Genomic DNA, 13786 nt, shown 5'->3' with positions numbered 1-13786 from the left:
GCTTAGAACGAGTGGCGCACGCCCAGGTTGAACACCGAGGGATCGGCGCCCAGGGCGGTGGTCGGCGGCACCACGCTGCCGCCTGGCGAGACCAGGCCAAAGGTCGCGCTGCCGTTGTTGCGCAGGTGGGCGTAGGAGGTGTACACGCTGGTGCGCTTGGACAGGGCATAGCTGTAGGCGAGCGAGATGCCATTGCCCCGTGCGCCGTTTTCCAGCCGCTGCTGGTGGCCCGTGAGGTGGAACTTGTTCGGCCCCGCGGTGTAGCTGCCGCCCACGCTCAGGTACTTGAAGTCGTTGTTGCCGCCGGTCGGGTCGGCTTCCATGTAGACCGCACGCAGGTCGACCGCGCCGAAGTTGTAGCCCGCGCCGATCGTGTATTCCTTGTCGTCGCCGGTGGCCAGGCGCTCGGTCTGCTGGTAGCCGGCGCCCAGGTACAGGGGGCCGTTCTTGTACTCGGCGGCGACGCCGACCAGGCTGCCCGACGGGTCGTTGGTCTGGCGCTCGCCGGCGCTGTAGGCGGCCAGCACGGCAAAGCCGCTCAGGTCGTTGCTCCGGTAGTTCACCGAGTTCGACAGGCGGCGCGTCAGGCGGCCGGCGCCGAAACCGGTCAGGGCCGAACCGTAGTAGGCGTGGCCGAGCGGGTCGGCCGACTGGGCCACCGCAGCGACCGGGCTGTATTCGCGGCCAATGGTGACGGTGCCGAAGGAACCCTGCAGGCCGACCACGGCGCGGCGCTGGAACAGGCCGGCCGCATCCTGCGCGCCGGTGTCGATGGCATAGCCGGCCTCGATGTTGAACAGCGCCTTCAGGCCATTGCCCAGGTCCTCGGTACCACGAAAGCCGATGCGGCTGGTGGCCTGGGTGCCGGAGCTGATCACGGTGCGGCTGTCTTCGCCGGGAGCATCCGTATCCTCGATGCCGATCGACGCGTCGGCGATGCCATAGATCTGCACGCTTGTCTGCGCATGGGCTGCCAGCGGCAGGGCGGTTAACAGGGCGATGGCCAGGCTCTTCATTTTCATTGCTGCTCTCCAGTAGTGGAAGTGGTTTTCGAATGCCGTCTTGATGTTATTGAAAATTTACTGTTGCAAAAATCTCAGCTTACCAATGCCCGAATCATGTTGCCACTATTGATTGGTTCTTTCCTTATTCTGTTTCTAGAAAGCATGTGCTACGTGGCCAAAATGCCGCACGATCCAGCGCAAACTCAGGCGCTTAGGGCGTAAGCGTGTTGTAAATGGGTAACGGAATCAATAAAAAGCGGCGCGCCAGGCATCCGTCCGGGGGCCGTGCGCGGCTCCTGGGTACCCCATGCTAGGATCGGCCCTCATCGCCACTGCAAGGAGCGGACAACGTGCGCACCAGTATCACCCAGGCACCTTTCGGCCAGCTGACAGACGGCACGCCCATCACCCAGTTCACCCTGACGAACGCGCATGGCCTGCTGGCACGCATCATCGATTTCGGCGGGATCGTCACCGAGCTGCACGCACCGGACCGCGAAGGCCGGCTGGCAGACATCGTGCTCGGCTTCGACACGCTGGCTCCCTACCAGGGCGACAGCCCGTATTTCGGCGCCCTGATCGGCCGCTTCGGCAACCGCATCGCGCGTGGCCGCTTCACGCTCGACGGCCGCGAATACGTCCTGCCCACCAACGACGGCAACAACCACCTGCACGGCGGCGCGCCGGGCTTCGACCGGCGCAAGTGGGACGCCACGGTGGATGGCGACAGCCTGCGCCTGGCCTACACCAGTCCTGACGGCGAACAGGGCTACCCCGGCCGGCTCGACGCCACCGTCGTCTACCGGCTCACGGACGACAACGAACTGGTGGTGCGTTTTCACGCCGTGTGCGACCGGGCCACCCCGGTCAACCTCACCCAGCACAGCTATTTCAACCTGGCCGGGCAGGGCAGCATCCTCGAACACCTGCTCGCCATCGAGGCGGACGCCTTCGTCACCATCGATGCCGGGTCGATCCCGACCGGCGCGCTGGCGCCGGTGGCCGGCACGCCCTTCGATTTCCGCAGTCCACAGGCGATCGGCGCGCGCATCGGCGCGGACGATGTCCAGCTGCGCAACGGGCAGGGCTACGACCACTGCTTCGCGCTCGCCAGGCCGCGGGGAGCGGGCATGATGCGCGCGGCGCGGGTGGTGGAGCCGGTCTCGGGCCGGGTGCTGGAGCTGTACACGGAGGAGCCGGGCGTGCAGTTCTACAGCGGGAACTTCCTCGACGGCAGCCTGCGCGGCAAGGGACGCACCTATGGCCACCGCAGCGGCTTCTGCCTGGAGCCACAGCATTTTCCCGATTCGCCCAACCAGTCCCAGTTCCCGGACGTGATCCTGCGCCCGGGCCAGGAATACGCCACCGAGTCGCGCTTCCGGATGTCGGTGGCGCGCTGAGCACTGGCTGGGTGGGCCGCTATTCGAGCCCGATGGCCAGCCGCTCGATCAGGCCATTTTGCCCTTCGTGCAGCGTCAGCAGCACCGTCTCGTTCTCGAACAGGAAGCGGTAGCGCCCCTGCCTGCCGCCGCCTTCCGCGCTGCGCCCCAGCAGCTCGACCGTGCGTAGCGCGCCGAAGTCACGGAACTCGGTGGCGATCTGGGCCACCCATTGCGGCGAGTAGCGTCCACGCTCCTGCGGCGACAGGCCGTCCGGCACCTGGCTGGCGATCAGCTGTTCGATCGCCTTGCGGGCGCGCGCGCTGCGGGCCGGTTCGGTGTCGGCGATCGCCGCCGCGCGCACCGGCGCCAGCGCCGGCAGGTAGTGGGCGGCGACCAGGTCGGCCACCTTGCCCTGGCGCGCGGCGGCCGAGTTGGCCAGCACGATCACGCTCAGCCGGTCGTCCGGATAGCGCACCAGGGCGGCCTTGAAGCCCTGCCAGGCGCCGCCATGCTCCACCTTGCGGTGGCCATTCTGGGTGCCGACGTACCAGCCCAGTCCATACGGCCCGCTGCTGCCGTCGTTCAGCCGCGACAGCGTCCAGCTGGCCTGTTTCATGCGGGCGTCGAGGATGGTCTCGCCGTCCAGCGCCATGTCCCAGCGCGCCAGGTCGCGCGCGCTCAGGTGCAGGGCGCCGTCCGCGGTGCGGTTCAGGCTGGGCGCGACCCAGCGCTGGTTCTGCAGCTTGCCGTCGACGCGTTCGTAGCCGGCGGCGCGGCGCGGCACGATGTCGGCTTCGCTGATCACGGCCGCCCCCATGCCGAGCGGCGCGAAGATGCGCTCCTTCAGCTGCTCGCCCCAGAACTTGCCGCCGGCCCGGTTGCAGATGAAGCCGAGCAGGTGGTAGCCCGCGTTGCTGTAGGCGAAGCGCTCGCCCGGCGCGGACAGCAGCGGCAGCGCCGCTTCCAGCGCCAGCAGCTCGGCTTCGGTGTAATCCTTGCGCAGGTCGATCTGCGTGTACGGATCGCCCAGGCCCGAGGTGTGGGTGAGCAGGTGGCGGATGGTGATCCCGTCCCATGCCTTGGGTGCGTGGTCGAGGTAGCGCCCGATCGGGTCGTCGAGCCCGAGCTTGCCGTCCTTCTCGAGCAGCAGCACCAGGGCCGCGGTGAAGGTCTTGCCGACCGAGGCCGACTGGAACACGGTGTCGGGCGTGGCCGCCACCGCGTGCTCGACGTTCGCCAGCCCATAGCCTTTTTCGCGCACGATCCGGCCATCCTTGACCACCACCACCGCCATGCCTGGCACCTGGCGCCGCCGCATCTCGCGCTCGATGGCGTCGTCGAGCGGGTCGGCGTGGACGGCGCCGGCCAGCAGGCTCGCTGCGACGGTACACAGCAGCGTGAACGGACGACGGACGACGGTGGGTTTTTCCTGACTGTCCATATGCTACTCCAGTTGATTGGAGGCAAATAATAGGCCACGGCCGGTCTGCCGCGGCTCGATAAACGGCGATCCGGGCAATTCGATCCAGCCTGCATATCCTGGACAAGGGGCGATTCGTACCGGGCGCGGCCTTGCAAGATTGCTCGTTATAATCGCCCGATTAAAAAAAAGTTGGCGGCGCAACAACTATCTGCGGCGACAGGTTTCCCGTGCCTGCGACCGTCCGCCGCGCGGAAAGAACTGGGCAATCCTGATGAGCAACCATAGCAGCCTCCCCCTCCTGCCCAGCCCGGGCAGCGGACTTCCGTGGCCCTTCAAGCCGGATACCTGGGCCGAGGGCATGCAGGCGATCGCCGACCTGATCGTCGGCGCCCACTTCCCGATGGCCATCGCCTGGGGACCGGAACTGCGCCTGTTCTACAACGAAGCCTATGCCGACCTGCTGGGGGACAAGCACCCGGCAGCGATGGGCCAGCCCTATCCGCAGGTACGCCCGGAACTGTGGCCGCGCCTGCAGCCCCACGTGGCCCAGGTACTGGCCGGGCACACGGTGCACCTGGAAAACGTGCTGACCGACTTGCGCCGCAACGGCAAGCATGAACGCCGCTATTTTTCCGTGTCGATCACGCCGGTACGCCATGGCGGCACCATCGTCGGCGTCTATTTCGTGCTGTCCGATACCACCTCGCGCGTGCTGGCCGAGCACCGCCATGCCTTCCACCTGAAGCTCAGCGACACCCTGCGCGGCCTGGTCGACGCGGTGCGCACGATGGAAGCGGCGAGCCGGCTCACTGGAGAGTACCTGGGCGTGGGGCGGGTGGGCTATGGCGAGATCGACGCCGCCGGGCGCAGCGTCAGCGTGCACCGCGACTGGACCGACGGCAGCATCTCCAGCCTGGCCGGCGAATCGCGCGCACTGGACAGCTTCGGGCCGGCGATCATCGAACAGCTGCGCCTTGGACGTACGCTGCGCCTGGACGACATCGGCGCCGACACGCGTGCCGCACCCTACGCGGCCGGCTATGCCAGCATCGGGGCGCGCGCGATGCTCATTGTGCCGCTGCTCGAGGAGGGGCGGCTGGCGGCGATCTTCTACCTGCACGAGCAGCAGCCGCGCCACTGGGGCGACCATGAAGTGGCGCTGGCCGAGGACGTGGCGCGCCACACCTGCGAGGCGGTGCGGCGCGCGCGCGTGGAGGAATCGCTGCGCGACGAGAAGCGCGTGCTCGAGATGGTCAACCGCAGCGGCCAGGCCCTGGCCTCGACGCTCGACCTGGACACGCTGCTGCAGGCGATCACCGACGCCGCCACCGAGCTGGCCGGGGCGCGCGTGGGCGCCTTCTTCTACCGCGTCCAGGACGGGCAGGGCGCACGCCCGCAAGCGTACACGCTGTCGGGCACGGCGCCGGCCGGGCTGGCGCACTTCGCCAGCCTGCTGGGCCCGGGCTTCTGGAGCGAAGCGCCGGTGCGCAGCGAGGACATCACATGCGACCCGCGCCATGCGGCGCAGGCCGGCGCCGCGGGCGTGCGCAGCTATCTGGCGCTGCCGGTGGTCTCGCGCTCGGGCGCGGTACTGGGCGGGCTGTGCTTCGGCCATCCCGAGCCGGGCGTGTTCACCGAACGCACCGAACGCATCCTCGCCGGCGTCGCGGCCCAGGCCGCGGTGGCGATCGACAACGCGCGCCTGTACGAGGTGGCGCAGAAGTCGGCGCTGGAACGCGACGCCCTGCTGCAGAGCGAACGCGCGGCGCGCGTGCAGGCCGAGCGCCTGAGCCACACGAAGGACGAGTTCCTGGCCATGCTGGCGCACGAACTGCGCAATCCGCTCGCCCCGATCAGCAGTTCCGCCAGCCTGCTGTCGCTGCAGTTCAGGGACGAGCCGCGCATCCGCCAGGCCAGCACCATCATCAGCCGCCAGGTGCGCCACATGAGCCGCCTGATCGACGACCTGCTGGACGTCTCGCGCGTCACCCGCGGCCTGGTCAAGCTCAAGCTGGGCGTGGTCGACTTCCGCGACGTCGTCACCGGAGCGCTGGACCAGGCGCGCCCGCTGCTGGACGAGAAGGAGCAGCAGGTGGCGCTGGCACTGCCGCCGCTACCGGTCTGCGTGCGCGGCGACCAGACCCGCCTGGTGCAGAGCGTGGCGAATATCCTGAACAACGCCGCCAAGTACACCCAGAAGGGCGGCCGCATCGCACTCGAGCTCGGCATGGACGCCGGCAGCATGCGCCTCACGGTAAGCGACAACGGTTCCGGCATGCCGCCCGAGCTGCTGCCCAACGTGTTCGACCTGTTCACCCAGGGCGCACGCACGCTGGCGCGCTCGCAGGGCGGGCTGGGACTGGGCCTGACCCTGGTCAAGCGCCTGGTCGAGCTGCACGGCGGCGAGGTCGGCGCCCATAGCGATGGTGTCGGCCTGGGGAGCCGCTTCACGCTGGCGCTGCCCTGCGTCGAGGCGGCGCCCGGCAGCGCCGATGCCGACGATGCCGCGCCTGGGGCCGCGAGCGTGCCGGAAACGATGCCGGCACGGCCGCTGCGCCTGGTGCTGGTCGACGACAACGCCGACGCCGCCGACAGCTTGTGCACGCTGCTCGACGTGCAGGGCTACCACAGCGCGGTCGAGTATGATGCGCGCTCGGCCCTGCGCCGTGCACGCGCCGAGCGGCCGGATGCGATGCTGGTCGATATCGGCCTGCCCGACATCGACGGCTACCACCTGGCCGAGCAGCTGCGCGCCATGCCCGAGACCAGCCACACGGTGCTGGTCGCGATCACCGGCTACGGCCAGGCCAGCGACCGTGAACGGGCTCTCGCGGCCGGCTTCGCGCACCACCTGGTCAAGCCGGTGGACATGACCGCGCTGGTGCGCGTGCTGGAGGCGGTAGGCGCCGCCGCGGCGCGCGCGCAGGCGGCCGCCAGCCCGGTCTGAACCTGTCACGAAAGGATCCGCATGTCTGGCTTCGTCATTCCCGTTCCCGCCTTGCCCTCGCTGGCCGTGGCCGGCAGCGCCGACCGCTTTCCGCTGCGGCGCGTGTTCTGCGTCGGCCGCAACTACGGCGCCCACGCACGCGAGATGGGCAGCGATCCCGCACGCGAGCCGCCTTTCTTCTTCACCAAGCCGGCCGACGCCGTGGTGCCGGCCAGCGGCAGGCTGCCGTATCCACCCGCCACCCGCGAGCTGCACCACGAGGTCGAACTGATCGTGGCGCTCGGCGCCGGCGGCGCCGATATCGCGCCGCAGGAGGCGGTGGCGCTGGTGTGGGGCTATGGCGTCGGCCTGGACCTGACCCGGCGCGACCTGCAGGCGATCGCCAAGGATGCCGGCCGGCCCTGGGACATGGCGAAGGGCTTCGACGCCTCCGCGCCCTGCAGCCCGCTGGTCCCGGCGGCGCAGGCCGGCCATGCGCGCGACGCCCGCATCTGGCTCGAGGTGAACGGCACGCTGCGCCAGGAGGGGCGGCTGGACGAGATGATCTGGACCGTGCCGGAGATCGTCGCCCACCTGTCGCGGCTGGTGGCGCTGGCGCCCGGGGACCTGATCTTCACCGGCACGCCGGCCGGTGTCGCGGCCCTGGTACCGGGCGACCGCGTACGCGGCGGGGTAGAGGGGCTTGCGCAGTTCGCGCTGGAGATCGGCGGGTGATGCGCGGCTAGCCGCGACGTCCTGCCAGCAGGGCGTCCATCTGCGCCAGCAGTCCGGCGCGCGCCGCGTCGATCCGGGCGCCATCGGTCTTGCCCGACAGCGCGGCGCGCTCCTTGCGCCCAAGGAAATAGGCGACGCGCTCCGCATTCGCGCCCGAGGGATGGGGCAGCCCATGCAGCACGCGCCCGGCGCCGATCACGCCTTCTTCCACCAGCCAGTCCAGCGTCGCGCTGACGCTGGCGCCCATCGGGATGTACAGGGCGTCGGGTAGCTGGCGCGCCTCCTGCGCGAACCAGCGCAGCACCTGCTCGCGCAGGAAGGGCTGGCGCAGCGGCGCGGGCGTGCCGCTGTAGTTTTTCCCGTCCACGAACACCGGATGGCGCAGCACGGCGCTTACCTGCACCAGGCCGGCATCGGCATCGAACAGGGTGGCGCAGCTGGCGATGCCGAGCCAGTGCTGCACGCCGATCGCGTCCAGCAGGGCCACGAAGTTGGGGCGGATCGCGCCGCTGAAGGCGCCCGCCAGCCGCGCGGCGCGCAGCACGTCGGCGTCGTGCGCGCCGGCCGCCAGCGCGCGCTGCGCTTCGCGCATCGCGTTCTTCCACTGCGCGAAGCCGGGCGTGATGCCGGCCACGACGACGCGCGCCTGCGCATGCACCGATTCGAAGGGAATGTAGTGGGTGCTGTAGCGACCCGCGCGCGCCAGCAGGAAGGCCTCGGGAATCCGTTCCGGGGCCGTGACGGCGGACAGGTCGAGGCCGCGGATGGCGTCGCGGTAGCGGCTGAAGAGCGGTTCTGGCATGGGTGTGCGGTGTGCCGAAAGCCCCATGGTAGCGCAGCCAGGTTTAACGGGCGCGTGCGTGCGGCGCGGCGAAAACTGCTAGGCTAGTCCCTGCGCGGTAACGGAACAGGAGGCAGCAATGAGCCACGTGGCGCTGGTCACGGTACACGGCATGGGAGAAACCCCGCCCACCTATGCGGAGGGCGTGATGGCGCGCCTGCGCGGGCGGCTCGGCGCGCCGGCGGGGCAGGTGACGATGCGCTCGGTGTATTACCAGAAGATCCTGCAGGACAACCAGAACGCGATCTGGGCGCAAACCAATGCCCAGGCCACGCTGCGCTACCCGGACCTGCGCAAGTTCGTGCTGCACGGCTTCGGCGACGCGGCCGGGCTCGAGAACCGCAAGGAGCTTCCCGGCTCGGTCTACGAACTGGCCCAGGGCGAGATCGCGCGCACCCTGCTGTCGGTGCATGCCGTGCATCCGGGCATGCCGGTGGTGTTCCTGGCCCAGTCGCTCGGCTGCCAGGTCCTGTCCAGCTACATCTACGATGCCCAGAAAGCCGCGCAGGGCCGGCCGGTCAGCGCCGGCATCTGGCGCAACATCGGCGCCTGGGCCACCACCACGCTTGGCCGCCCGCTGACCGCGAGCGAGCAGGGCTTCATCGGCGCCGGCAGCTGCGCCGCCCTGGTCACTACCGGCTGCAACATCCCGGTGTTCGTCGCGGCGCACCTGCGCATGCACATCATTCCGATCGCCAGGCCCACGCCCGGCTTCAGGTGGATCAACTTCTACGATCCGGACGACGTGCTGGGCTGGCCGCTGCAGCCGCTGCCGGGCGGCTACCGCGAGCTGGTCGAGGACCGCGTCGTGAACGCGGGCAGCGGCGTGGCTGGCCTGCTGCTGCGCAGCTGGAACCCGCTGGCCCACGACGGCTACTGGGAAGACGCGGCCGTGCTGGACACGCTGGCGGCCCTGCTGCGTGGGCTCAGCCGGCCGGCGCCAGCCTGAACAGGGTCCGGATGTCGCCCGTCACGGTGCCGCGCGCATTGCGGATCGCCGGCTGGCGGAAGGCGTCGAGCCGGGTCCGGCGCGCATCGTCCAGCAGGCCGAGCTGCTCCAGCACGGCGTACACCGCCGGATGCAGGGCGCGGCTGTTGCCGTCGGCAATCTTGACCGCGATGCCCAGGCCGGCCGAGCGGATCCCGACCGCCTGCACGGCATCGGCGCCGATCTTCGCCACCCAGTCGCCGTCGCCAGCCGTCATCCAGGCCAGGTCGGTGCGCGCGGTGCCCGAGACCAGGTCCGGGCGCGCCGTCATGGCCTCGCACAGCATGCCCATCGCGTCGCCCAGTTGCGGATCGGCCCCGCCTTGCGCCAGGCGTGCATACAGGTGGGCCAGCGTGGCCAGCGGCAGCGCATAATTGGGCGCCGAGCAGCCGTCGATACCGCCGGGCATGCGCCCGGCCGCCAGGCCGGCCGTTTCGGCCAGCGTGGCGCGGATCGCCTGCTGCAGCGGATGGCCGGGCTCGACATAGCCCCGGGTCGGCGCGCCGTGCAGGCGGCACCAGGCCAGGAAGCCGCTGTGCTTGCCCGAGCAGTTGTGGTGCAGCGGCGTCCAGCTGCGTCCGGCCGGCACCGGCTGGCCGGTGAACTCGTAGAACAGCGGCGTGGCGCAGCCGCATTCGAGGTGGCTGGGGTCGAGGCCGATCTTGTCCAGGATCGAAGACACGCCGTCCAGGTGCATCGTCTCGCCCGAGTGGCTGGCGCACAGCAGCGCCAGTTCGTCGCGGCTCAGGCCGAAACGCGCGGGACCGTCCGACAGGATGAAGGGCAGGGCCTGGAAGGGCTTGAGCGCCGAGCGCGTGAAGATGACTTGCTGCGGATCGCCGGCCGCGTACAGCAGGCGGCCACGGGTGTCGACCACGGCGATCGAACCGGCGTGCACGTTCTCGACGGCGGGTTCGGCATCGGGGTAGCCACGGGTGGTGGCGACGAGGGGAATGGCTGGCATCGGTGCGTGCTGGAAAGGTGGGAAACAGCCCTACTGTACGACATCGGCGCACATCGGGACGCACGTTCCGTGGACCGGTGCTTCAGCCCGTTTCGCCCGTCAATCCAGGCCGTATGCGATATCTGCATGCCGTGCAGACGTCGGCGCAGGGCACGAATATGGTCCTCCCGTCTGGTCCGCGTTTTGGGCATTTCATGCGCCGATTTCGACGTTTCGGCGCTTTCGGCTTGAGCCGGTGCGCAGCATCGCTACACTCCTTTCATCGCCAGACAAACACGACAGACGCTGGCGAATCTGACCCACGTGGACCGCGCGGCGCGAGTATCGAAGCCGCACAGGTCCGGACCTCACATTCGACCTGAAAGGAAGTACATCATGCGCACCAAACTCCTGCTGGCAGCCGCCGCCTTCTTCACCCTGACCGCCGCCACCTCCGCCACCGCCGCCCCGGCCGCCCAGGGCGCCGACACCGAACGCGTCACCGTGGTCGGCGCGCAGCCGAAACAGGCACGGATGGAGCCCTTCATGTTCGACAACGTGCAGGGCCGCTACGACCTGGAAGATGGCCGCATGCTGACCGTCACCGGCAAGGTGTCCGGCCGCGAGCGCACCCTGTACGCCGACCTGGGCGATGGCCCGACCGAGATCATCCACGTCGGCAAGAACCGCTTCGTCGCGATGGGCAAGGACCTGCGCCTGTCCTTCGAACGCCCGAACAGCCGCCGCCTGCCGGACACTGTGCGCATCAGCAGCGGCACCAGCCACTACGTGGCGCTAGCCCAGCGCTGAACCGAAGCGCCCGGCCTGGTAGTCAAGGATGGCCTGCGAGATCTCTTCGCGGGTCGTCATCACGAACGGGCCATGCGCGACCACCGGTTCCCCGATCGGGTCGGCATGGCCGAACACCAGCAGCGCGTCTTCGCTGGCGCGGATCGCGACCGTGTCGCCGGTCTCGTCCAGCTCCACCAGGTGCATCGGCGAGACCAGGTCGGCGTGCATGCCCACCTGGACCACGCCGCGTGCCACGTAGAGGAACACGTTGCGCCCGGTCAGGCCGCCGAACACGATGCCGCCTCCCGCCCGCATCTGCACGGTGCTCATGAATACCCCGGTCAGCGAGTGCACCGGGCCGTGCCTGCCTTCCCATTCTCCCGCGATCAGGTTCAGCACCACCTTGCCTTCGTCCAGCGCCAGGGCCGGGATATCGGCGCGCTGCAGGCCGGTGTAGGCCGGCTCGCTCATCTTCAGGCGCGAGGGCAGGTTGACCCACAGCTGCAGAATCTCGACCGGGCCGCCGTGCTCGAGGAAGTCGCGCGGCGAGACTTCCGCATGCACGATGCCGCGCCCCGCCGTCATCCACTGCACGCCGCCGGCGTGGATCACGCTTTCGTGGCCGGCATTGTCGCGGTGCGCCAGCGAACCTTCCAGGATGAAGGTGACGGTCTCGAAACCGCGGTGCGGATGCGGGCCGAAGGGCAGGCCGCGGTTGTGCGGCGGATAGGTCTGGGGGCCGTGGTGGTTCAGGAACAGGAAGGGATCGATCTGCTCGACCAGGCGGCCGGGCAGGGGACGCTGGGTGATCAGGTCGCCGATATCGTCGCGTAGCGCGGGGTGCAGGCGGTGGACGCGTCTAGCGCTCATGGCGGGTACTCCAAACGATGCGATGGGCACCCACGATACCCCGAAGGCCGTCCGCCGGGCGCACGGCGCTGTGCTAGACTCTTTGCGCTTTTGCAAACGGAGACGGCAACATGATTCGACCGACACTGCTGGCCAGCCTGATGCTGGTTTCCTGCGCCCTGGCGCCACCTGTCGCATCGGCGGCACCGGCGGCTCCGGCCGCGGCCGCGGCAGCGACCAGCGCGGTTCCCAGCCCCGCCGCGGTCAAGGTCGCCAGGCATGCGGTGAGCGCCTACCGCAAGGACATCGTCGATACCCTCGCCAGGCTGGTCAGCTACAACACGGTGGCCGACCCGGCCGTTCCGTCCGACCGCAACCCGGTCCACATCGCCTTCAAGGCTGCCCTGAAGGCGGAAGCGCAGCGTCTTGGCCTCGATTACACCGACCATGGCTGGACCGTGATCATCGGTCTTGGCCAGTCCAGCGAGCGGGTCGGCGTGATCACCCATGGCGACGTGCAGCCGGTCGACCCGGGCAAGTGGAAGAAGTCGCCCTTCGTGCTGGACCGCAGCAGCGAGCCCGGCAAGCTGCTGGCGCGTGGCGCCGAGGACGACAAGGGTCCGATCGCCACCGCCCTGTATGCGATGAAGGCGATCCGCGACCAGGGCCTGCCGCTGTCGAAGCGCATCGAACTGTACGTGTACATGGGCGAGGAATCCGACTGGGGACCGCTGGTGGAATTCCTCAAGACCCATCAGCCGCCCCAGGTCAACATCACGCTCGACGCCGAGTACCCGGCGGTGACGGCCGAGAAAGGCTATGGTACGGTGGCGGTGACGGTGCCGCGCGCGGGCGCGGCCACGCCGCCCGCCGGCGAAGCCTACGTCGCCGAGTTCGGCGGCGGCTTCTTCGGCAGCCAGATCCCGGAAGACGCCAGCGCCCTCATCGCCAATGCCACGCCGGAACTGGAGCAGGCGATCCGGGCACGCGGCGCCGCCCAGCAGGGCATGCAGTACAGCTTCAGCTGGCAGGAAGGGGACGCTTCGCGCAGCCTGGCGATCAAGGCCAAGGGAGTCTCGGCCCACTCGTCCAAGCCGGAAGACGGCGTGAATGCGGTGAGCATGCTGGCCGACGCGCTGGCGGTGCGGCCCTGGGCCGACACCACGGCCGGCGCGGTGGTGAACTTCCTCAACGAGATGGTCGGCACCGGCATCTATGGCGAGAAGTTTGGCCGCATCGCCTACCGCGACAGCTTCATGGGACCGATGAGCTTTGCGCCAACCGTCATCCGCCAGGGACAGGACGGGATCGAGGTGTCGATCAACATGCGCCGTCCGCAGGGCAAGAGCAGCGAGCAGCTGACGGCCGAAGTGCAGGACGCGCTGGCGCAGTGGCAGGCGCGCCGGCTGCCGCTGGCCAAGGTCACGGTCAAGATCGGCGAACCCTGGGTGCAGAAGAGCGCACCACAGCTGCCGGTCTTGATGAAGGTGTTTTCCTATTTCACCGGCATCAAGGATCCACAGCCGGTGGCGGTTGGCGGCGGCACCAATTCGCGCCTGTTCCCGGGAGCGGTCAGCTTCGGCCCGGCCATGCCGGGCAAGGTGTACACCGGCCACTCGGAGCACGAGTTCATTACCGAGAAGCAGTTGCTGCTGAACCTGCAGATGTACACGGCGGTGCTGGTCGAACTGGCCAGGTAAGCAAGCTGGCACGATGGTCCGGCCAAGGCCAGGCTCACGATGCCGCTTGCCCACGCCACCAACCCCGCGCAGCGGGGTTAATGAGATGGTCACCCTCCACCCTACAAGTTACTAAGCTTGTAGGGTGTTTTCATTTTGGACGGAGGCCATCATGCAAGACGTTATGCTTATCGGCATCGACCTGGGCAAGCACAGCTTTCATG

General features: G+C 69.1%; 11 protein-coding genes. 6 read left to right on the top strand and 5 right to left on the bottom strand.

Annotated elements, in window-relative coordinates; all coding sequences use genetic code 11:
* Positions 1-2: 2 nt before the first annotated feature.
* Entirely contained in the window at positions 3-1022 is a 1020-nt protein-coding gene (locus LE190_RS15865) for a porin (RefSeq protein ID WP_225239611.1), read from the bottom strand.
* A 332-nt stretch (positions 1023-1354) separates the two neighbouring features.
* Between LE190_RS15865 and LE190_RS15860 the strand changes: the two genes are divergently transcribed.
* Positions 1355-2404 (top strand): aldose epimerase family protein, encoded by a 1050-nt coding sequence (locus tag LE190_RS15860; protein WP_225239610.1) that lies wholly within the window; start codon positions 1355-1357, stop codon positions 2402-2404.
* A gap of 19 nt (positions 2405-2423) precedes the next feature.
* On the opposite strand, the gene LE190_RS15855 is transcribed toward LE190_RS15860, so the two are convergent.
* Positions 2424-3827, bottom strand: a complete 1404-nt coding sequence (locus LE190_RS15855) for a serine hydrolase domain-containing protein (RefSeq protein WP_225239609.1) — start codon at positions 3825-3827, stop codon at positions 2424-2426.
* Between the two features lie 253 nt (positions 3828-4080).
* Between LE190_RS15855 and LE190_RS15850 the strand changes: the two genes are divergently transcribed.
* Complete coding sequence (locus LE190_RS15850; RefSeq protein WP_225239608.1) at positions 4081-6756, top strand: hybrid sensor histidine kinase/response regulator; 2676 nt, start codon at positions 4081-4083, stop codon at positions 6754-6756.
* A 21-nt stretch (positions 6757-6777) separates the two neighbouring features.
* The gene (locus tag LE190_RS15845; protein ID WP_225239607.1) at positions 6778-7470 is read left to right on the top strand and encodes a fumarylacetoacetate hydrolase family protein; all 693 of its coding nucleotides are present in this window, start codon (positions 6778-6780) and stop codon (positions 7468-7470) included.
* A gap of 7 nt (positions 7471-7477) precedes the next feature.
* On the opposite strand, the gene LE190_RS15840 is transcribed toward LE190_RS15845, so the two are convergent.
* Positions 7478-8272: a hypothetical protein gene (locus tag LE190_RS15840; RefSeq protein ID WP_225239606.1), complete on the bottom strand. Its 795-nt coding sequence runs from the start codon at positions 8270-8272 to the stop codon at positions 7478-7480.
* A gap of 118 nt (positions 8273-8390) precedes the next feature.
* On the opposite strand from LE190_RS15840, the gene LE190_RS15835 reads away from it, so the two are divergent.
* Positions 8391-9260, top strand: coding sequence for a hypothetical protein (locus LE190_RS15835; protein WP_225239605.1), 870 nt, complete (start codon positions 8391-8393; stop codon positions 9258-9260).
* On the opposite strand, the gene LE190_RS15830 is transcribed toward LE190_RS15835, so the two are convergent.
* Positions 9238-10263, bottom strand: a complete 1026-nt coding sequence (locus tag LE190_RS15830) for an asparaginase (RefSeq protein ID WP_225239604.1) — start codon at positions 10261-10263, stop codon at positions 9238-9240. The two genes, LE190_RS15835 and LE190_RS15830, sit on opposite strands and share 23 nt — an antisense overlap.
* A 375-nt stretch (positions 10264-10638) precedes the next feature.
* Between LE190_RS15830 and LE190_RS15825 the strand changes: the two genes are divergently transcribed.
* Complete coding sequence (locus tag LE190_RS15825) at positions 10639-11052, top strand: hypothetical protein (RefSeq protein ID WP_225239603.1); 414 nt, start codon at positions 10639-10641, stop codon at positions 11050-11052.
* Here the strand turns inward: LE190_RS15825 and LE190_RS15820 are convergent.
* The gene (locus LE190_RS15820; protein ID WP_225239602.1) at positions 11038-11904 is read right to left on the bottom strand and encodes a pirin family protein; all 867 of its coding nucleotides are present in this window, start codon (positions 11902-11904) and stop codon (positions 11038-11040) included. The genes LE190_RS15825 and LE190_RS15820 overlap by 15 nt on opposite strands.
* Positions 11905-12014: 110 nt before the next feature.
* Here LE190_RS15820 and LE190_RS15815 point away from each other — a divergent pair, with 110 nt between their 5' ends.
* Entirely contained in the window at positions 12015-13583 is a 1569-nt protein-coding gene (locus tag LE190_RS15815; RefSeq protein WP_225239601.1) for a dipeptidase, read from the top strand.
* The last annotated feature ends 203 nt before the right edge of the window (positions 13584-13786 follow it).

It is taken from the genome of Massilia hydrophila (genome assembly GCF_020208145.1).
Lineage (GTDB): Bacteria > Pseudomonadota > Gammaproteobacteria > Burkholderiales > Burkholderiaceae_D > Telluria > Telluria hydrophila.
The sequence above is the reverse complement of the archived record's forward strand: the minus strand, read 5'-3'. Positions and strand labels throughout refer to the sequence as shown.